Source organism: Dyella subtropica (assembly GCF_026283965.1).
Taxonomy (GTDB): Bacteria; Pseudomonadota; Gammaproteobacteria; order Xanthomonadales; family Rhodanobacteraceae; genus Dyella_D; species Dyella_D subtropica.
In genome coordinates, this window is the sequence record NZ_JAPDPD010000002.1 from 15,465 (window position 1) to 35,972 (window position 20,508).

Below are 20,508 nucleotides of genomic sequence, written 5' to 3' on the forward strand. Positions count from 1 at the left end.
GCGATGGTCAGTGGGCGACGCCGTTGGACGTAGCGCCTTGCAGCGCTGCTGGATCGTGCTTGTGCTTGAACAGAAACACGAACAGCACCGCCACGACTAGCGAGTACAACGAGAACGTGGTCCAGATGCCGTGCCAGTCCTTACCGTTGTGGGGATCGGTGAAGAACGCCTGGATGATCAGGCCACTCAGCGAGCTGCCCAGCACGGCGCCGATACCGTTGGTCATCAGCATGAACAGCCCTTGCGCGCTGGCGCGGATCGACGGATCGGCCTGGCCTTCCACGAACAGTGAGCCGGAGATGTTGAAGAAGTCGAAAGCCATGCCATACACGATGCACGACAGCACGATCATCCACAGCCCCGCGCCCGGGTCGCCGTAGGCGAACAGGCCGAAGCGCAGCGTCCAGGCCAGCATGCTGATCAGCATGACCGTCTTGATGCCGAAGCGCTTGAGAAAGAACGGAATGGCCAGGATGAACAACGTTTCCGAGATCTGCGAGATCGACATGATGATGGCCGGGTGACGCACGGCCACCAGGTCCTTGAATTCGTCATGCTTGGCGAAATCGTGCAGGAACGTGTCGCCGTAAGCGTTAGTCAGTTGCAGCGAAGCACCCAGCAGCATCGCGAACAGAAAGAAGATCGCCATCTGCGGATTGCGGAAGAGTGCAAACGACGTCAGCCCCAGCGTGTCCAGCAGCGATTGATGCGTCTTGCGCTCGAACTTCGGCGGGCACTTGGGCAAGGTGAACGCGTACAGACCCAGCAACAGCGCCGCACCGGAAGCCACGTAGAACTGGCCGGCCGAGGTCTCCAGGTACAGCAGGCTCACCGTCCACAAGGCGGCGATAAACCCCACCGTGCCCCACACACGGATCGGCGGGTAATCCTTGATGATGTCCTTGCCTTCGCCCTTCAGCGCGTTGTACGCCACCGCGATCGAGAGCGAGATGGTGGGCATGTAGAACATCATGTTCAACAGCATCACCCAGAACATCAGCCCGGGCGAACCGACCGTCGGCACGATGAACAGCACGATGGCGCCGCCGATATGCATCAGGCCATACAGCTTTTCCGCATTGATCCATCTGTCCGCGACCATGCCCATGATCGAAGGCATGAACAGCGAGGCGATACCCATCGTGGAGAAAATCGCGCCGAATTGCGCGCCCGACCATTGCTTGTTCTGGAACCAGTACGCGCCAATGGTCAGCAGCCACGAACCCCACACGAAAAACTGCAGGAAGTTCATGGCGATCAGGCGGAGTTTGATGCTCATCAGGGTGTCTTGATCCAATGAATGCGGTAGCTTTTCCACGGATGCCAACCCGGGCGCACGGAACGCCAGGCAACCAGCGGTGCTGGTCCTGCCTGTTCCGGCTACTCGGTGGTCCCCCGCGGGTGGCCGTGGAATGCCATGGCCCAGCCAAACGATTGGCAGCGTAGAGGAATCGGCTCGGCCGCGACAAGCTGCGGAGCCGCAAGTTATAGCGACGTCCTTGTTAAGGAGCCTCACATGAGCTTGTTTCTGACCATTGCCATCGTCCATCTGATTGCCCTGATCAGCCCGGGTCCGGATTTCTTCTTCGTCTCGCAGGCCGCAGTGAGCCGTTCCCGGCGGCAGGCGCTGTTCGGTGTCATCGGCATCACGTTGGGCATGGTGGCGTGGTCGGCACTCGCGCTGCTCGGCCTGCAACTGTTGCTTCACCGCCTGGTGTGGCTGAGCCAATTGATGGCTGTGGCCGGTGGGTTCTATCTAGCCTGGATGGGCGTGAAAATGTTGCGTGGCGCCTGGCATGCCCCAGCTGCTGAGTCTGCGGTGACGGCGCAGGTAGAACGCAGCGACCTGGCCACGCTCCGCGCCGGCCTGCTGACCAATTTGGCGAACCCGAAGGCGGTGGTGTACTTCGGCAGCGTGTTCTCCGCCCTGATCGGCGATAGCGTGAATGCCGCGACCCGCTGGGGCCTGTGGACGCTGGTGGTCGCCGAGACCTTCCTATGGTTCACCCTGGTCGCGGCATTCTTTGCGCTGCCGGCCATGCGGCGCGGCTACTTGAGGCTATCGCGCTGGATCGACGGTGTGGCCGGCGCGGTGTTCGTGGTGTTCGGGCTGCATCTGATCATCAACCGCCAAGCCCGCTGAGCATCCCTTAGGAGCGCACCCTGTGCGCGAAAGCCCTGCGTCAGCAGGGCCGGAGTTGTGAAGACAAAAGCGCGGCCCTATCGGGCCGTTTCACTCGGGCCATCCTTGGCCCTCACCCGATGGGCGGCTTACGCCGTGCAAACCGGCACTACTGCCGGTTTGTCGCGCACAGGTTGCGCTCCTACGGCAGCAGCTTTCCCGGATTCAAAATCCCATCCGGATCGAACGCGGCCTTGACGTTGCGCATCAGTCCCAGCGTCGCCGGCTCCAACGCCAGCGGCATGAATTCGCGCTTGATCAGGCCGATGCCGTGCTCGCCGGACAGTGTGCCTTCCAGGCGGATGACCAGCGCGAATACTTCGGCGAGGCAGGTGTGTGCGCGTTCGCGTTCGGCATCGTCGCGCGGAAGCAGGTTCACGTGCAGATTGCCGTTGCCGGCGTGGCCGAAGCTGACGATCAGCACGTTGTGCTTGGCCGCGAGTTGCTTGATGCCATCCACCAGTTCCGGCAAGTGGCTTACCGGCACTACCACGTCCTCGTTGATCTTGTTCGGCGAGATGGTGCGTTGTGCGGGCGACAGCGCCTTACGCGCGGACCACAGCGCCTGGGTTTCCTCGGCAGTCTGCGCGACCTTCAGATCTTCCAGGCCATCGCCGCGCGCGGCGCGCGATACAGCCTCCACGGCGCTGGGTAGCGTCTCCGGTTCGCCATCGACTTCGATCATCAGCATCGCACCGGCCAGCGGCACGCTGTCGCCGCCGTAGTCGCGGGCCAGCTTCAATGCGACGTCGTCGATAAACTCCAGTGCGCATGGTGTGACAGGCTGGGCCATGATGCGCGCTACCGCGCGCGCGGCGGCGCCAACGTCGCTATAGGTAGCGCGCAGCGTGCGCAGTCCGCTCGGCTTGGGCGTGAGTTTCAGTGTGGCCTCGGTGATCAGTGCCAACGTGCCTTCGGAGCCGATCAGCAGACGGGTAAGGTCGTAGCCCGTGGAGCCTTTGCTGGTGTAAGTGCCACAGCGAAAGCCTTCGCCCGTGCCTGCCACCGCGCGTAAACCGAGCGTGTTCTCGCGCGGGCTGCCGTACTTCACGGTGCGTGGGCCCGCCGAGTTGCAGGCCAGGTTGCCGCCGATGCTGCACCAGGGTGACGAGGTGGGGTCGGGCGGCCAGAAGAAGCCGTGCGGTTTCAGTGCTTGCTGCAAATCGCCATTGAGCACTCCCGGTTCAACAACCGCAAGGCGATTGTCCGGGTCGATGCGCAGAATGCGGTTCATGCGTTCGAAGCTCACCACCACGCCACCCGCCACCGGCACCGTAGCGCCTGTGGTGTTGGTGCCACGCCCGCGCGCCACCACCGGCACGCGATATTCGCGGCATGCGCGCACCAAGGTTTCGACCTGCTCATGCTCGGTGGGAAACACCACCGCATCAGGCAGCGCGTTGCGGCGCGAGTTGTCGTAGGCGTAGGCAAGGCGCTCACCTTCTTCGACCGAAAAGCCATCGGCGGCGAAGGTGGCGCGCAGAAGATCAAGCAGGGCAGGGGGCAGCGTCATGCGCCAAGTCTAGCTCTGAAGCTGCTCCGAGCCGCAGCGCCCAAAACGGGCGCCCGATCTAGATCGCCAGGGCGGGGATGTCCACCTTCGGCAGCAGGCGCGAGGTGAAGTATTTGTCCTGGTAGTAGCGGATCTTTTCGCACATGACCGGGTGCGGAATGCCTTCATACAAGAAGACCTCCTTCTCCGTGCCCATGGCTTTCAGTTCCTGCGGCAACATCAGGGCGCGGCGTTCCTCGGTCTGGCTGCGCGAGACATCGCCTCGCTCTCTGCCGCGCGTAATGTTCTCCTTGCGCACGGTCGTATAGCCGAGCATGTCCGAGTAGTCGTTGGCGTCCTGCTGCTCGCGCGGCGCGTAGATGATCTGCAAGGCATGGTTGGTGATCAGTGTGCGCGAAACATCCTTGCCGTAGGTGGCATCCAACTGCGCCATGCTCTGGATGATAGGCAGCAGGCGCACGTTGTAGCCGGCCATGTACGACACCGCTGAGGCGATGATCTCCACCTTGCCGATCGAAGTGAACTCGTCCATCAGTAGCAGGCATTGATGCTTCAGCGCCGGGTTGTTCTGCGGCAGCTCCTTGGTGTTCTGGTTGATCAGCTGACTGAAGAACAGGTTCACGATCAGACGGCTCTCCGCCAGCTTGTTGGGCTGGATGCCGATGTAGATCGTCATGCGCTTCTTGCGTACGTCCGTCAGCAGAAAATCGTCCTCGCTGGTCGCCGCGTCCAGCACCGGATTGATCCAGGCATTCAACGGTTCCTTGAAGGTGCCAAGGATCGAAGCGAAGGTTTCGTTGGCCTGCGACAGGAGGTTGGCGAAGGCGGACTGGGCATGGCCGCTGAGAAACAGCTGCTGCGACATCATTTGGTAGAGCTGGCGCAGATCCGAACCGTCGCCGGACGACAGGCGATAGACCATACCCAGCGTCGGCTTGTCACGTAGCGTGAGTGGCAAACCCTTCTTCTCGTCGTGCTCCCACTTCTCGAACAGATACAAGGTGAAGGCCATGAAAGCATTGCGCGCCTGGCTGATCCAGAATTTCTGATCATCCGAGCCATCCGGATAGAGCATCGCGGCAATGCTCATCAAATCGGATACGCGGAAGGCTGGGTCCTTCGATACATAGCTCAGCGGATTCCAGCGATGCGAGCGCCGGTCTTCCGCAAACGGATTGAACAGATAGATCTCCTGACCCTGGCTGCCGCGCCACCCACTAGTCAGCTCGTAGTTCTCCTGCTTGATGTCCAGCACCACCATCGATTCCTGGTACTCAAGCAGGTTGGGAATCACCACACCCACACCCTTGCCTGAGCGAGTGGGAGCGGCGAGGATCACGAACTGCTGCCCGCTCAGGCGAACCAGGTCGCCCTTGAACTTGCCGATCAGGACGCCGTTGTCCGAGGGTTTAAACATGCCGTGTTTGTTCAGATCGCCAGCGTTGGCAAAGCGGGCGTCGCCATGCATGGACTGCTTCTTGCGCCTCATGAGGAAGTACAAGGCGATCAGCCAGGCCATGAGGGGGAGGCCAAAGCCGATGATCCCGGCGGCCTTGATCCGGCCCGTATAGGGTTGGACCTGTGGCAGATCCAGCGCGCGTAGATAGCTCCAATAGGTGCCAAAGCCAAGGTCATGCACCCCCAGCTTCAAGAAGACGAGAACGAGCCATCCCGAGAAGTACTCGCCTATGGCCAATGCAGCCAGCGCCAAGCCACCCGCCCAATACCACTTGCTCTTGCTCATTGATCCACCCTGTGACTATTCCTTAAAGGGGCTTTCCTGGATTGGCAAATCGCCATGTCCCGCCCTTTACCCTGATCCACCATCAGCGGTCTCGGGGGAGAGAAGTGACTGTCCCCCCCCCCGAGACACATCTTCTGGACTTACATCCCGTGTGGTGCCTGTCCGCGCGTATGAGCCTGTTCTTGCTGCGGGAGCGTTGGTGCTGGCGTCTGGGCCTTGTGCTCCGATAACTGCTGCACGCTGCGGCTGCTCTGCTCGATGGATGTGGCGGTGGCCTCTGGCGTCGATACATCCGCGATCTGCTTGAACGGGGAGCGCAGATCGCCTTGAACTGCATAGGCGCGTGAGCCATTGTCATTGAGCACGACATGATTGATCTGTGTCATGCCGTCCTTTCGAGCAGCAACGACTAACGATGCGGCCAGGTTGGCGCTGTGTTGATCGGGCGCGCGGTGATGCTGCGCGTCCAATCGATGTACGGCCGAGAGTGCCTGTTCGTATAACGCATGATCGGGATGGCGTGCATCGTCCAAGCGCGGCGTAGTAGCCACAGGCTTGTGCGTCTGATGCGTCACCGCTTCAAGGCGCTTGAGTGTCTCGGGGCCGGCTACGCCATCCGCCTTCAAATGATGCTCGCGCTGGAATGCCTCCACCGCATGCCGGGTGCTGGCGCCGTAGTCGCCGTCGACCTTTAGCGGCTGGCCGGATGCGTCGCGATAGCCGCTCTCATTGAGTAGCTGCTGCACGCGGCTGTTTTCTTCACGCGATGCGCCGCCGCGACCGTGGGCGCTCGGATCGGGGCCGCCGGGCACGTAGCCATGGGTGAGCTTGTTCTCCCAGGCTGCCGCTGCAACGCGTCGTTCGTGCAAGCCTTTCTCTCCACCGTTGATGTCGTGGCAGGCGCCACGTACATCGTCCTGATGATGGTTGGGCACGACGCGCGATTGCCAGTAGTGCACAGCGATTTTGGCCGCGACCTCACGGTCTTCTGCGAGTTCGGGATGTTTGACGAGATCCAGTCCCAGTTCCTTGCCGGCCTGCTCGTAATTAGCGCGGCCGGTCAGCTGCACATAGCCGCGGCCATGATATTTCCATCCATCGCCCGGCTCGGTGTTGCCCAGGTTCTTCTTGCCCCAGGTCCCACCATAAATGGCATTGGCGACGACGTCTGGACCGCCGGCTGCGATCTTGTTGGCTTCAGAGGCGGTATCCATACCGTTGCGGCCCGGGAAGACCTCCAACAAGCGGCTGCCGGAGTAGCCGAGGTTTTCGCTCATGCGGGAGTATCCGCCGCATTCCACCTGCATCTGGCCCATGAAGTTGGCCAGCTCTTTAGGGTCCTTGATACCACTCTTGGTCGCGACTTCCATCAGGTAGTCGGCATTTTCTTTGGATGACATGATTGCGTTCCTTATTTATGTCATGACTCGCGCGACCGAGGTCAATGCGTAGCCGGAAGACCGTGCTGTTCGATGACGGCATCGCTCTTCCATTTGAGCGTGGCATCGATGAGGTCATCCTTGTTGGTGTCGATCACCTTGCCCGATTCGCATGGCATTTTCTTCGCTGCATGTGCGTCACTTTCGCGCTGCACGATCACTCCACCGTCCTGCAGGTCGCGTTCGCCCGATATCGAATAGACGATGTACTTGTAGCCACCGTTGGAGAAGGCATAGGCATATCCACCGGTATTGCCGGCGAAGCCGAGGTGTGTGCGCGTGAAGCTGCCGGCGCCCTGATCCTTCCCGGGGTAGACGAGCTCGGGTGCGGCCGCATCGCGGCCGTAGGCATAGTAGAAGCGACCGGCATTGCGAGTGACATCACTGGCAGCACACATCGAGACGACTTTCTTGCCGCCAGCCAGTGGGCACGAAAACACCACCTCATCCCCTTTGGCGCACATGGACGTGGGATGGGGGGCGCTATGCGAGGCGACGGCCTTACTACTATCGGTGGCCGCTTGTGCCGTAGCGGCTATGGTGAGCAGAGCCAGGCCGATAGCAGTGGTCGTAAACGTGGATTTCATAGATGGTTCCTTGTGGGATGCCTGAAAATCATTGGGCCCAGCCATTGGCTGACAACCAAGCTCATGAGGAGCCTGAATCAGTGCGCATAGGGCGCCTATTCGGGGCGCCCCACGGCCCACTGTTGATGGCTTGTGGGCAGACCCTGGTCTATCCAGTTACACGCTTGGTGCTGGCCCCGATCGCTGTTGCGCAGGCTGATTCAGCTCCTGGTTTGCGACCTGCTCGTTAATCAAAGTTTGCTGCTTTTGGGCCACGACCTGATCCCAAGCAACGCTGCTTTTATCGATAGAGGTATTCACTGCCTCCTGCGTCGATACTTCGGCATAGCGCCTGAAAGGCGATGACGGTTCACCCTGGATGGCATAGGTTCGTGACTTATCGTCGCTCAGCGTGGCCTGATGGATCTGTTCCAGGCCATCTCGCCTGGCCGCAACCACGAGGGCCGCCGCCAGATTGTCGCTTCGCTGATCGGGGGAGCGTTGATGCTGCTCATCCAGACGATGTACGGCGCCAAGTGCCTGCCGATACATGCCGTGATCGGGATGCGTCGTGTTATCCAGGCGAACCGGTGGTGCTTTCGGGTCGGTAGTGTGCTCGAACCAAGAGCCGGGATGTCGCAGCACGTCCAGTGCATGGGAGGCTTTATCCCCGAAGGATTCGGCGGCATGTTCGATCGCCTGCGCTCCCTGTGAAAACTTCTCCGACACCGTCTTGCCAGCTTCTTCCAAGGTGTGCCCGATGGTGTGGACGGTTTCCCGCGCTTTCTCGGCAACCTGGTGGATCTGCTCGTTGGCCACGTCGCGGACGATCTCGTACGTCTTGGCGATCCGCTCGCCCGCCGTGCGACCGAAGTCTTCCACGGTATGGGCGATAGCCTTGGGCAGCTCCCAGGAAGCCGAGAGCCCGGTGCGCGCCAGCATGATGTCGTCGCGATAGCGATCGATCATGCCGTGGTGAGCGCGATAGCGGGCAGCGTCCTCCGCGTTCATGATCGAGGCGCCGTGCTCTTGGTTGTCGGGCGCGAAGTTGGTGATGCGGTGCGCGTCGAAGCTGATGCCCTTGATCGGATTGCGCAGGCTCAGCGGACCGCTGTCGTCGCGGTATCCGGCCTTGGTCAGCTGATCGATATCCTCCTGGGTGGCGTAGACGCGCACCTCGCCAAAATGGCGGCTGGCCGCACTGACGAAATCGGTCGCACGCACGTGATCGATCACTTGGGAGCCGCCTTCCGGGATGCCGTACATCAACCCTGCCGCGCCGTAGGCATTGAAGGTTTCGCCATGCAGGCCGAGCCGGTAGGCCGTGATCTCAGCGAGAGTGCCGCCCAATGAGTGGCCGGTGACGGTCACGTCCAACGGGTGCCCGTACTGTGGCTCGCGGTCCTTCGCCATGGCCACCACCTGGCCGGCAAACTCAAGCGCATCGTTCGCCTGCGAGTTGTAGCCGGTGAACACCATGCCGCCGTCCGCAATCACGCCGTCGCGTAACGGCTCACGATTGAACTCGGTGCCACGACTGGCGATGACGATCTCGCCCGTATCGATACGTTGATAAGCCGTGCCCTGATAACCGGACGGACGGTCCATATGGGCGATGGCTTTGTACTGTACGCCATCAATATAGAAGTTCTTCTCCAGCGCGCGGTCGTTATAGGAATCCTTGGCGAGTTCGGCGTAATCCATCGAGCGCAGGGTCATGGAAAGACCTCCCTGGCTTCGAACGTCACCGAGAAGAAGTCATCGCGGTGCGCCTTGATGTGGTCCGATAGAGGAACGCCCGCGAAGACCGAATCCTTCACGCTGTTGTGCGAGTAGTTGCCCTTGTAGAAGTAAAGCGTCTTGCGTTCTTGCGCCGCCAGTTCGTCAAGGCTCAAGTCCGGTGAGAACGTGGCCTCTTTGCCTTGCAAGCGGCCGATGGCGGAAATCAGCGACCACTTGCAGACGCCGAGACCGTAGTAGTCCTCGTTCTGCAGCAGGTCGGCATAGACCACACCTTTGTAGACATTGTCGGAGACACGCTCGAAGTGAATCGGCGGGTCGGACATCGGGTGTTTCTTGGCGCCGCTGACCGGGTCTTGCATGGGCAGGCAGCGATCGTCGAGCACTTCGTACTGCATGAAACCGGTCACGGCTTCGAAGGGGCCCGGCGCGCCTTCGATGGTCAGGGTGACCTCGTAGCGCATCTGCGGGTGCGGGTTCTGCTTGATGTCAGGAGTGTTCATAGGCATACCGTAGGCGGAGGTGGCGAGAGTCAGAGCGAGAGCGAGTGCCGTAGAGGGTGAGGGTCGCTGGCTTGGCATAAGGCATTTCCTTCTGTAGGCGCATCGCCGCGATGGTGCAGTGGTATCGCTGGTGGCGATCCGTTGTGCACGGTGATGGCTTGATGGATGACGGGCATGCCGAGGGAACCGGATTTGCCAGCTCCTTCGGTGCGTAACTTGGCCAATGAAAGGGCCATGCGTGCGCTACATGCCGTGCGTATGCGCTTGTGCTTGCGTCTGCTGTGGCTGGGAGTGTTGCTGCGCGGCTTGTTGTTGCCGTGCGGCTTGTTCCCCCCATGCCTGACTGCTTTGTGCCACAGGGGTATCAAGCGCCTGCGTGGTGGGGACGCTCGCCACTTGCTTGAACGGAGAGTTCGGAGCGCCCTGCGCCACGTAGATATGCGACGCATCCTGGTCGGCGGTCACATGATCGATCCGCGACAGCCCGTGCCCGCGCGCCGCTACGACCAGCGCTGCGGCGAGTTGCTCGCTCCGGGTGTCAGAGGTGCGGGCATGTTGTGCGTCCAGTTTGTGCACGCCATCCAAGGCTTGCTTGTACAGCTCGTGATCGGGATGGCGGGAATCGTTGAGCTGGGGCTTGAATGACTGCTGTGCCAACTCATGAATCTTGGCCATGGTCTGCTTGCCGGCCACGCCGTCAGCGGTCAAGCCGTGGTCACGCTGGAAAGCCTCAACGGCGTGCTTGGTGTTAGGGCCGAAATGCCCATCGGCCTTCAGCGGCGGATGGTTACCGCCATAGCCGAGTGCATGCAGTTGATCCTGCAATTCGCGCACGGCTGGTCCCTGATCCTTTTCGCGCAACGATGCACCGGCAGCCTGGTGTTCGGTCTTGGAGGGGGCCGGAACGGAAGGCGCGTGCGGCAGGCCCATCTGGCCCTTGGTCAGGCGCTCCATCACTTCAGGCGTCAGTTTCCTTTCCCATTCGGCGAAGCGTGTCTCGCGATCCGCCAGGCCGTTAAGCTTGCCGTTGACGGCGCGGGTAGCCTCGCGGACATCTTCGTGCGCCTTTTCCGGTACGCGATTTTCCCAGTACCACACCGCAATCTTGGCGGCGTTCTCGGGTTGAGCGGCCAGCTCCGGGTGCTTGACCAGATCCAGATGCAGCGCTTCGCCCGCGGCGCGGTAGTTGTCTTTGCCGGTGAGCTGAATATAGCCGCGGCCATGATACTTGTAGCCGTCGCCCAGCTCGTTATTGCCGTTGCGGCCGCCATACATCAGTTCGGCCAGATGCTCCGGCTTACCCTGCAGGGCTTCCTTGCGCGCCGTGTCGAGCTCGGCCTCACCTCTGCGCCAGGCAGATTCCACCGGAATCTGGTTGACGCTCTTGGTGTAGCGGAAACTTTCGTCGAGGCGGTTCAGCCCGTTGGATTCATGGGTGACCTGCGCCATGAAATTCGCCAGCTCGCGGGGTGACGTAATCCCTGCCGCCACAGCGGCGTTCAATACCTGTGTTTCTCGATCCATAGCCATGGTTACAACTCCTGGTTGGCTTCTTTAAGAGCGACTTCATTCCGTGTCTTGAGTCATGCCGCCGTCATGGCGCGCATGTTTCAGGGCAATACGACCTCGGGCAGCTTGGCCGGGTCGAAGTCCTTGAAAGTGATGTCGCCGAAATCCCTCGGCGTGAGTACGAGTTCTTTGTGCGCGTCCGTTTCCTGGTCGACTACGCTGCGCGACACTTTGTCCAGTAGCCAGTCCTTCTTGGCGGCGGAATACTTGAAGGCGAACTCGTCGCTCCAATGCTCACGACTGCCGCCGCCATTGCGAACAGTGAACTGGCCAGGCTCCACGTGGACAAAGCCGTATGGGTCTCCCGATACGCCGCCACAGGTCGCGCAAGGCACCACCTTCTGGTTGCTGGCGGCTTCATGCAGCTGGCCATCCTCGCCGCGGATCAGCAAAAGCACCGTGCGCGGCGCCCCTTCGCCCAGCTTCTGCGAACTGTCGGCGGGCGGGTCGAGTACTAGCAGGGCATCGGGCTTGCCGTCGTTGTTGAGGTCGCCCGTGAGCGAATCCATGATTCGCGCGCCGTTCGTGGCGAATGCTTGCAAATCGTCCATCTTGGATCCTTGTGATGCGGAAGCCGAGGCGGCAGGAACGGGGGAGGCAGTAGCTCGAGGAGCCGCAGTTGTTGCCGGATGCGTCGACGCAGTGGATGCGGGCGGCTGGCCGGAGGCAGAGCTGCTGCCATTGCAGGCGGCGAGCGCCAGTGCGGCGATGGCGGCGGTCAAAAGTGATGCTCGATGCCTCATGGCGAAACTCCTGAAATAAAAGGAACGGCAGCAATCAAGATGCCGCCATGTCCGCGCCTCACATGGTGGGAGCTTGGGACTGCTGCTGTGTTTGCTGATGAGGTTGGCTTGTCTGCTGCACCGATGGCTGATGGATCTTTTCCCATTGCTGGCTGCTATACGCCATCGGCGTCTCCAGTCCGGTCATCGTGGGTACGCTGGCGATACGCTTGAGTGGTGAATCGAGCGGTCCCTGCGCGGCGAAGACGTGTTCTCCGTTCGTGCCGAGCGCAACCAGGTCGATCCTGCTGAGACCCTCTTGTCTGGCGGAAACCGTCAGTGCAGCGGCCAGTTGTTCGCTGCGCGCATCGGGAGCTCGCCCATGCTGGGCATCCAGTTTGTGTACGCCGTTCAGCACCTGCCGGTACATGGCGTGATCGGGATGGGCGGAGTCATTGAGTAGTGGCGCCTGGCCCGTATGGGCGTGCCGCTGGCGCAAGGCCTCGCTCAGCTTCTCCAGGGTCTGCGGTCCGGCGACACCGTCTATCTTCAAGCCATTCGCTCGCTGGAAGGTTTCCACGGCATGCCGCGTATCCGGACCGAAGTGCGCATCGTCTTTGAGGGGCTTGCCGTCGCGTCCCTCGTAACCGAGTTGAGCCAGTTCGCGTTGCAACGCGCGCACCGCTTCGCCCTGGCCACCATGGCGCATCACACCATCTGGATGGCCAGGTATTGCCGTACCTTGCCGAGCTGGCGGATGGGTCGGCGCATCATGAGTGCGCTGGGCCCAGAATGTCTCCGGATTTACCGGATGCCCCTGGCTATCCTTCATCTGATCGTGCACATGCTGCGCATACTGCGCCGCGCCGTGCGGACCGCGGCCACCCATGGTGCCGATGACGTCGCCAGTTTCGATACGCTGGCCTTCCGTCACCGATTGGCTCTGCGTATGCAGAATTTCGTGGCTGTTGCCTTCTGCGTCGCGGATCTTGATCGTGCCGTATTGCCCGCCCACGAAGGTCACTACGCCGGCTACCGGAGAGTGCACGGTAGGATGCCCGAGGTTCGTGCCTTGCTGGCCGCCCTCGTAATTGAAATCCGAGCCACCGTGCGGACCATTGGTGCGGTGCTCGCCGTAATGGCCGGTGATATGGGCCGAACGATCGTCCTGACGAGGCAGGATGGTGTTCATTACGTCCTGATACGACATGGTGGATGCTCCTGCGTCCGTTTACAGCGAATCGTCCCGCGTCTGGTACAACTTCCAGCAACCATCGTTCTGGAACAAGAAAATCAGCTGATAGTCCGTATCTGGCTTGACCAGTTTGACTTCGATATGAGCAGGGTCCACGACGGTTTTGCTCAATTGCAGCCCGTCCTGAGCTTGTTGTTGTGGAGAAGGTATCAGCGGAAATTTCAGATCCGCCAGCGGCAGCATCTTGGTGACGGGCTTCGGCTCTGGCTCAGCGTTGGGATCTACCGTTTCGCTTTTCAGCGGCAGAGCGACGTGGGTCTTTTGTACTTCAACGTTGCCCATGAAAGCGGTCAGGAACTGGTCGAAATCCTGCGCCGGGCACGACTGTGCTTCATCCGGTGCCTTGGTACCTGCGGCAGAGCCGGTTGTGGCCAAGGGAGTGCGATCCGTCGACGCTTGCCCCCCCGCATTGCAGGCGGTGAGCGCGAAGGCCAGAACGGAGGTGACCAAAAGAGATGTTTTGTTCTTCACGATAAAGCTCCTGCAACGGCGAGACGCCGCGGGTATTCGTGAATGCCGCGATTCATATCCGTTTGGTACCAACCTGCACAGTGCTTCCGAGCGTGGTTGGATTTACTGCTAGTAAAAGGCATGCCTTTGCCTATATCTCAATGTGGTATCGGAGCTTGGCTTCCGTCGCCAGGGCCTGTCCAGACGCCTGGCGTTATGGCGAGTGGGCATACGCTCTCATAGAGGCTGAGCGCCAGCCAGTCGCGGCCAGTCCAGGAGCGCCCGTAATAGTTCGGGGGGTCGCATAAGCCGGTATACATCCATGTGGACCCCGTGTAGGGCGGCAGGGGCACCCAGCACATCTCTGCCCAGGTGAGTTCATAGCCTTGGGTGCAGAACACAAAAGGATCATTAGCACGAAAGGGCGCAACGGATTGGGCACCAACGGGTAGTGCGATGCCCAAGGCAAGTAAAACCATCCATGATCTCTTCATCGTCTGGTCCTTAACGTGAGTGTTCGTTTGTTTGCGTGAGTGCTTCTGGCGAGTGACTTCGCGAGCCTTGTGAGCATGGCCAGGCGATCTGGCAGAGCCACAGCCAGCGGCCCTGAGTGACCGTGCCAAGCGTGAGATAGCTGACGTCTGATCCGTGGCGATACGCATGGCGGAGTCCTCTACATTGGTGGGCTATGGCGCGGTGCATGCTGCTACGCTATCGATTGTGTCTGTGCGTGCACCTGTTCTGACGGCCCATTTGACTGGTTGAAGGGCTTGTGACTGCTGTTACGTTTGTGGCAGGTGTTTTGGATCGGGTAGGTAAGTAAATACACCGTTGCTGCTCCAGGGATATGTTCCGGAGGGGCAGTCCTGCGCGTGTGCTGGCAAATGGTGGAGCCCCAAAGCACTCAGCAAAAACAATGTCGATTTGAGTCGGCGCATGATCGAATTTCTGCGGATATGCTCGATATTTAAGAGATACCGGACAAGCGCGCCGCTTGACTGCAACTGGTGAAGTAGACATGGCAGCCAGTATCGGACGCTGTACACACAGTCATCGCCTTCTGAATTGCCTCTTTCTCCGAGCCCCCCCAGTTAAGGTTAAAAGTCTTGTCGCCGACTAGTAGGGCGCCGCAACCGTTGGAATAAGAAAGCTGCAGCTTGCAATTGGATCCTCCCTTGGACTTGCAATCTTCGATGGCCTTGCGCTCAGCCTTCTCTGCACTTCGCACTCCACTTGAGGACCCAACGACTCCATGGGGTTCATCAGTCGCGATGGCCCCCCAGTGCGACTCCCACGCTCGGACAGGTGTGGGAGTCGCGCTCTGTGGCGACTGTTGTTGCTGGTTGTAATTTGGATCTGGCAGACAGGTGAATACGCCATTTCCACTCATGGGGTACGTGCCGGCAGGGCAGCCTTGTGCATGTGCCGGCGCGCAGTGAAGCGCCAGCGCACTCAGTGAGAAGACTGTCAATTTGAGTTGCCGCATACTCAAATTCCTATGGAGGTGATCCGTACTCATAAGCTATTGGGTTGGCACTGCTTGGCTTCAACTGTTGAAGTAAACGTGACAACTGGTATCTCAAGCACTGTAAGCCTCCATGCTTGATTGAACCGCTTTCTGCTTTGCTGCAGCGCGATCAACATTGAATCGTTTATCGCCGATCTACACCCGAATTAAGTGGTATAGGGCAAAGAGCTGTTGACGTTTCGCGACACGGGTTCAACGAACTAGTACCGCTTGAGTGCAGTTGGTGTAATAGGTGCGGCAACTCCGATTGTCCGCACTGCACGCGTTGGTTGCGTTCCTAATTGCCTCATCGTTGTTCGCCCCTGTCCTTATGCTGTAACCGTTGTCACCCACGACCATAGCGGCGCAGCTGTTGTCATAGGCGATGTCAAGCACGCATTGGGTGCCACCCTTCGCTTTGCAGTCCTTAATTGCTTCCTTTTCGGCGCTGGAGCGACTGGACATATTGGTGGTCACTCCGAGGGCCCCATGATTACCATCAGTCGCAATAGCCCCCCAGCGTGATTCCCACCTCCCGGGTGGCAAGGGTGGACTGCTCTGGGTTGATTGTTGTTGGTTATAACTTGGGTCGGGAAGGCAAGTGAATATGCCATTGCCGCTCCAGGGATACGTGCCCGCCGGACAGCCCTGTGCATACGCAGGCACCTGAAAAGCTAGCAAGCCAAGTAGAGTGGCAAAGATGAGGGGCTTCATAATCTGCGGCCTATGTTCGATATTTCATTTCGTCTTTGTTTTCAGTGGCCTGTGCGTAGCTACGCTGTGGCTGAATCACTTGGTTCCCGAATCCGGTTTGAGCTCTATGATCCGCGCCGCTGTTGGGTGATGTAGTAGACGACGGCGGTGGAGTCCAGCCATATGAACCCGCCGGCTGTCCCTGCGGCCCCGGTCGGCCAACTCCACCACCGCCCACCTGAGCAAACGGAACAAATTGCCCCAAGGTTCCGTTGAACAGCATCCCCGCCATCGGCGGCGTGGAGATGATCAGCACCGTCATCAATAGGCCAACACCGCCTTGCTGCAGGGCCTGACTGTTGAAGCCCTCTGCCGAAGTGTTAGTGATATGCATGATGGCCTGCGAAACCCATAGCGCTTCGGCGGTATTGATGCTGGCCTTGAGCGCGATGGCTACCACGGCGTTGAGCACTGCCATGGAAAATAATGTGCTTACCGTGAACATGACCCATCGTCGAAACAGATCCTTGGTCTGGTCGAAGATCAGGCAGAGGATGAATAGCGGAGCAAGGCCGACCACCAAGGCGATGGCCACCTGATAGAGCAGCAGCATGGCGCCGGCCGTCATGGCCGGGCCAGCAGTGCCCAGGGTGGCGATCATCATGGTGCGCGCTTTTTCGTTGGCGGTGTTCTCGTCGCCGTATGGCACCTGCACCGTGTCGATGGCGGCCATCGCCATCTGGGTGTAGGCAAGGTTCTTGTCGATGGTGTCGGTCATCGAGGAAGACGATCCGTTCACCATATAGTTGATGGCGTTGCTCATGTCCTGGGTGACGAAGGTGCGCACATCGTTGTTGACCAGCGAGACCGTGGTAGCGAAGGTAACCACCAGGGCGATCTTGATCATGTTGCTGACGACCGTCATCGCCGACTCGCGCATCTGGCCCGTGACCAAGCGATAGCCCTGCAGAAAGACCCACAGCGTTACCAGGATCAGCGCGAAGAAACTGATCCATTGGACGGTGTTTTGCACCATCTGCTTGCTGAGGTTGTCAATTTCCACGCCCATCCAGTTATAGATGAGGCGGAAATACAGGTAATCGGTGAGATTGGTGGGGGTCATGGCATCCGTGCTCCGGAATCGGAGTGTGCCGCTACCCTGTATTGGGCAGCGGTGTCGAGGCGATCAGTGGTCATCGACGGTCCGCGTGGGATCAATGCTGCGAGAATGCGGCGGCGAAGGCACCGGCCTGGATGAGCTGGCCGCCCAGGGCGCCCAGTCCGCCTGAGTTGCTGCCCTTGAGGGCGACGTTGGCAAGCAGCGACTGCTGGTCTTTGAGCGCGGCGATGGTGGCGTCGACGGCCTTCAGGTGTTGCTCGACGTTGGCCATTTCCGTGGATAGGGTGGCCTGGGTCTGGGCGTTCTGGTTCTGCAATGCCTGGCGATCACCGATGCCGTTGGTGAGGTCGCCAACCAAGTTGTTTGCCGTAGTAGCCATATTCTGCAGCCCGGTGAAGTAATCGTTCATGTGGTTGAGCATTTTGGCAACGGTGTTGTACTTGTCGACCTGCAGCATGACGATCTGAGCGCAGATAACGCGCTGCTGGGTCACGATCTGGCCATCGACCATCGAAGGATCCAAGCCCAGTGCACCGAGTGCCATGCCCGGCAGCGAACTGGCGCCTGGGCAGGCCTGCGCCACCTGGCTGGAAGGGTCACTGATCAGGGTGAGATGGTTGTTGACCGGCTGGAAATTGAGGTTGAGGCTCGTCAGTGATGTCAGCATGGCCTCGTACTGCTTAATCATCTGGAGGTACTGCTCTACCGTCTTTCCGTATTCCAGTGCCTGATCTGCATGGTTGCTAGTAATGGCCGATTCGTCGATGACCTGCCATTGCGCGTGGGCCTGGCCCGTCATGACGCCGGTGACCAAAAGGACTGCCATCGCTGCGCCGGCTTTGCGCAAGATGCGTTGCAGAAGCTGATTGATCATGGTGAATTCCTTTCTTCGAAATGAATAATGAGGCGCGAGGTTGTCTCAGCGTGCTGCGCGTCGCAGCGGTGGCGTATCCGATTTCGATTTGCCACTGCCTTTGCGCTGTTCGTAGAACGTGGCAAGCCATTGCTCGGGTTTCAGATCGTCGACGCCGACATCTTCTGCCGCCGCGCGTTCGTCGAGGATGCGGTGCATGATCTCGATGTTGTCGGTGGACGCCGAGATCACGGAAAGCGCGTCGTCCATGCCGCGCAGGTTCAATTGACAGACTGCGGAGGCGTGGCCCTGCTTGACCAGGAAGCAACGCGAGCGCTCGTCCAGGCTCACCACCACACGATATTCGGCGTCGGTGAGTTTCAAACCTTCCACGTAGTCTTCGCGGCTGGCGTTGGGGTTGGGCAGAAGAATCATGGTGGCCGTCTGCTCGATCAGCGCCGCGGCGATATCGCTGGCCAGCGCGTCCTCCGGACTCTGGGTGGCGAAGATGCCGAGACCGTTCTGCTTACGGATGGTTTTCTGTTTGTTCTTGGCGAATTCCTTGAGGCCACCGGCGCCGTCCAGGATTTTCCAGAACTCGTCCATCACGTAGATAAGTGGGCGGCCATCGATCAGTTCCTCGAGGCGGTGTAGCAGGTAGTTGATGACCGGCACGCGCACTTCGGGATTGTCGATGATGTCGGTGTAGTCGAAGCCGATGATCGGCGCCTTTTCCAGGTCGATCGTATCCACCGGGTTGTCGAACACCCAGCCCAGCGAGTGTCCAGCCGTCCACTTGCGCAGGCGGATGAACAGGCCATCGTCGCCCATGTTGGGCAAACTCTTTTGGAAGTTGGTCATGCTGCGCAGGTGTTTCGGCGTGTCCAGCATGTTTTCCACCGCGCGGTAGATGTCCTCTTCTTCGCGCGAGCTATAGACGCTCTTGCCGGCCAGCACCTTGATCAGATCGGCCAGGAACTGCACGTTGGCCTCGTTGCGCTCGCAATGGAACGGGTTGAAGCCGGTGGGCTGGCCATTCTCCAGTGCCAGGTAGTTGCCGCCACAGGCGCGCACGAAGATCTCCGCGCCACGGTCTTTGTCGAAGAAGAAGATGGTCGGCGTGGGCGACAGCTTCTGCACCTGACTCAACAGGAAGTTGATGAGCGCGGTTTTACCGGTGCCCGACTTACCGATCACCATGGTGTTGGCAATGGCCTTTTCGCCCAGCGAGTTTTCGCCGGGGTGAGTGGCGTGGAAGTTGAAGTAGTAGGGCTGGCCGTTGGTGGTCTGCAGGGTGGTGACGCAATGGCCCCACGGATTGTTTTCCTTCTTGCCGAGGGCGAAGTTGTGCAGCGGCGAGAGGCCAAGGAAGTTGAGTGAGCTGACGTTGGCCAGCCGCGTGCGGTATTTCCAGTTGCCGGGGAACTGCGCGTAGAACGCGGAGGCTACCGCCAGGTCTTCCTTCACCGACACGAAACCGGCATTGGACAACTCCGCGCGCGTGGCGGCGAGTTGCTGGGCGAGCTGCTCCTGGCTGGGCGCGTATACCGCCAGGGAGAAGTGATACTCGCCGAGTACGAAGTTGCCCGACGCCAGCTGGTCCATGGCGTAGTCCATCTCGATGATCTGGCTCACCGCCTTGTCGCCGGAGGAGATCATCATGCCCTTGGTGCGCTCCAGGGCCTTGAGCGCATCCTGCCTGCCCATGGGGCTGAAGGAGTGGGTCATGACGTACTCGAAGTCCAGGTACTTCATGCCGTTCAAGATGCCCGGGAAGGTTCCGTCCGGGTATTCCTTGAGGTTCAGAATGGCGCCGAAATGGTTGATGCCGTTGGGCGTAGTCAGCACAAAGTCGCCGCTCTTGGCCGAGAACCGCTGGCGGCTGACTGGAAGATAGGCTGGCACCGGAGCAGACAGCACCGGTACGGGTTCATCGATACGGTTGAGCAAATAGCCGAACAGCTCCAGCGTTTCGGAAAACACCAGACCGTTGGCCGCTTCGTACATGCCGAGGCGATGCGGGGCGTAATCTTTCAGAACCGCCTCCACGTTGCCGGCCAGCTCGTTGACCGTGGCAACGGCATGGGCCTGCTCGGCCTCAAGCTGGCTGACATTAGAACTCTTCTCAGCCAGGCGCTTGCCGGTGACGACAGGTCGGTAGATCAGCGTGAGGTAGAGCTCGTTCTGCATCAGCTTCTGTGTCGACAGCGCGCTGTAGTACGTGTCGGACATCTGCTGGTTGAAGGCTTGGCCGAATTTGCTTTTGTCCGTCAGCCGCCGGCGGCGGCGCAGGTCATGCACCCAGAAGGCGACGTTGGTGAAATCCGGCGCACGCAGGGTTTGCAGCATGCGGTTGAAACTGTTGTGGCGGTGCTCCAGCTCCCACTCCTCGCGTCCGACGAACGGCAGGCCCTCCAGGCGCCACGTCATCAGGTAGTCGCCGCCGGTGGTCTTGAGCACGGTGGGCGATACATGGGCGGATAGCGGTATGAAGGCGCTTATGGGGGCGTCAGGCGTATACATAGGGTTACCAGTTCGTGGATCTGATGGAGGCTCGCTTGATCCGCCATGTCGATATAGACCGGAGATGCCGCGATGCTATGCGACATCTCCGGGAAGTTCGGTCCTAGGTCGGCTTACGCTCAGGGAGCA

The 20,508-nt window shown here is 60.0% G+C and carries 17 protein-coding genes; 1 reads left to right on the forward strand and 16 read right to left on the reverse strand.

All coding sequences use genetic code 11. The annotated features are described in order from the left end of the window. Positions 1–7: 7 nt before the first annotated feature. Complete coding sequence (locus OUZ45_RS02590) at positions 8–1,279, reverse strand: nucleoside permease (RefSeq protein ID WP_266168358.1); 1,272 nt, start codon at positions 1,277–1,279, stop codon at positions 8–10. A gap of 237 nt (positions 1,280–1,516) precedes the next feature. Between OUZ45_RS02590 and OUZ45_RS02595 the strand changes: the two genes are divergently transcribed. Then, positions 1,517–2,143: a homoserine/threonine efflux transporter gene (locus tag OUZ45_RS02595; RefSeq protein WP_266168359.1), complete on the forward strand. Its 627-nt coding sequence runs from the start codon at positions 1,517–1,519 to the stop codon at positions 2,141–2,143. Between the two features lie 181 nt (positions 2,144–2,324). Here the strand turns inward: OUZ45_RS02595 and OUZ45_RS02600 are convergent, their stop codons facing one another. The 15 genes from OUZ45_RS02600 to OUZ45_RS02660 all read right to left on the reverse strand — a co-directional run bounded on the left by OUZ45_RS02600 (position 2,325) and on the right by OUZ45_RS02660 (position 20,379). After that, positions 2,325–3,695 carry an FAD-binding oxidoreductase gene (locus tag OUZ45_RS02600; protein ID WP_266168360.1) on the reverse strand — a complete coding sequence of 457 codons (1,371 nt, stop codon included), beginning with the start codon at positions 3,693–3,695 and terminating at the stop codon, positions 2,325–2,327. 58 nt (positions 3,696–3,753) lie between these two features. After that, positions 3,754–5,439, reverse strand: a complete 1,686-nt coding sequence (locus OUZ45_RS02605; RefSeq protein WP_266168361.1) for a type IV secretory system conjugative DNA transfer family protein — start codon at positions 5,437–5,439, stop codon at positions 3,754–3,756. A gap of 140 nt (positions 5,440–5,579) precedes the next feature. Beyond that, positions 5,580–6,839, reverse strand: a complete 1,260-nt coding sequence (locus OUZ45_RS02610; protein ID WP_266168362.1) for an XVIPCD domain-containing protein — start codon at positions 6,837–6,839, stop codon at positions 5,580–5,582. Between the two features lie 41 nt (positions 6,840–6,880). Continuing rightward, complete coding sequence (locus tag OUZ45_RS02615; protein WP_266168363.1) at positions 6,881–7,465, reverse strand: hypothetical protein; 585 nt, start codon at positions 7,463–7,465, stop codon at positions 6,881–6,883. 156 nt (positions 7,466–7,621) lie between these two features. Beyond that, the gene (locus OUZ45_RS02620) at positions 7,622–9,163 is read right to left on the reverse strand and encodes an XVIPCD domain-containing protein (RefSeq protein WP_266168364.1); all 1,542 of its coding nucleotides are present in this window, start codon (positions 9,161–9,163) and stop codon (positions 7,622–7,624) included. Then, complete coding sequence (locus OUZ45_RS02625) at positions 9,160–9,687, reverse strand: hypothetical protein (RefSeq protein WP_266168365.1); 528 nt, start codon at positions 9,685–9,687, stop codon at positions 9,160–9,162. The genes OUZ45_RS02620 and OUZ45_RS02625 overlap by 4 nt, the downstream gene beginning before the upstream one ends. Before the next feature lie 243 nt (positions 9,688–9,930). Continuing rightward, the gene (locus OUZ45_RS02630; RefSeq protein WP_266168366.1) at positions 9,931–11,217 is read right to left on the reverse strand and encodes an XVIPCD domain-containing protein; all 1,287 of its coding nucleotides are present in this window, start codon (positions 11,215–11,217) and stop codon (positions 9,931–9,933) included. An 80-nt stretch (positions 11,218–11,297) separates the two neighbouring features. Further along, positions 11,298–11,807, reverse strand: a complete 510-nt coding sequence (locus tag OUZ45_RS02635) for a hypothetical protein (protein WP_266168367.1) — start codon at positions 11,805–11,807, stop codon at positions 11,298–11,300. Positions 11,808–12,057: 250 nt separating this feature from the next. Next, positions 12,058–13,188 carry an XVIPCD domain-containing protein gene (locus OUZ45_RS02640; protein WP_266168368.1) on the reverse strand — a complete coding sequence of 377 codons (1,131 nt, stop codon included), beginning with the start codon at positions 13,186–13,188 and terminating at the stop codon, positions 12,058–12,060. Positions 13,189–13,209: 21 nt separating this feature from the next. After that, positions 13,210–13,704, reverse strand: a complete 495-nt coding sequence (locus OUZ45_RS02645) for a hypothetical protein (protein ID WP_266168369.1) — start codon at positions 13,702–13,704, stop codon at positions 13,210–13,212. Positions 13,705–14,650: 946 nt separating this feature from the next. Next, positions 14,651–15,202, reverse strand: a complete 552-nt coding sequence (locus tag OUZ45_RS20795) for a DUF4189 domain-containing protein (RefSeq protein ID WP_425601660.1) — start codon at positions 15,200–15,202, stop codon at positions 14,651–14,653. A gap of 201 nt (positions 15,203–15,403) precedes the next feature. Then, positions 15,404–15,904: a DUF4189 domain-containing protein gene (locus OUZ45_RS20800; RefSeq protein WP_425601661.1), complete on the reverse strand. Its 501-nt coding sequence runs from the start codon at positions 15,902–15,904 to the stop codon at positions 15,404–15,406. 10 nt (positions 15,905–15,914) lie between these two features. Further along, the gene (locus OUZ45_RS02650) at positions 15,915–17,006 is read right to left on the reverse strand and encodes a TrbL/VirB6 family protein (protein WP_266168370.1); all 1,092 of its coding nucleotides are present in this window, start codon (positions 17,004–17,006) and stop codon (positions 15,915–15,917) included. A gap of 91 nt (positions 17,007–17,097) precedes the next feature. Next, positions 17,098–17,877 (reverse strand): hypothetical protein, encoded by a 780-nt coding sequence (locus tag OUZ45_RS02655; RefSeq protein ID WP_266168371.1) that lies wholly within the window; start codon positions 17,875–17,877, stop codon positions 17,098–17,100. A gap of 45 nt (positions 17,878–17,922) precedes the next feature. Further along, the gene (locus OUZ45_RS02660) at positions 17,923–20,379 is read right to left on the reverse strand and encodes a VirB4 family type IV secretion/conjugal transfer ATPase (RefSeq protein ID WP_266168372.1); all 2,457 of its coding nucleotides are present in this window, start codon (positions 20,377–20,379) and stop codon (positions 17,923–17,925) included. Between the last annotated feature and the right edge of the window lie 129 nt (positions 20,380–20,508).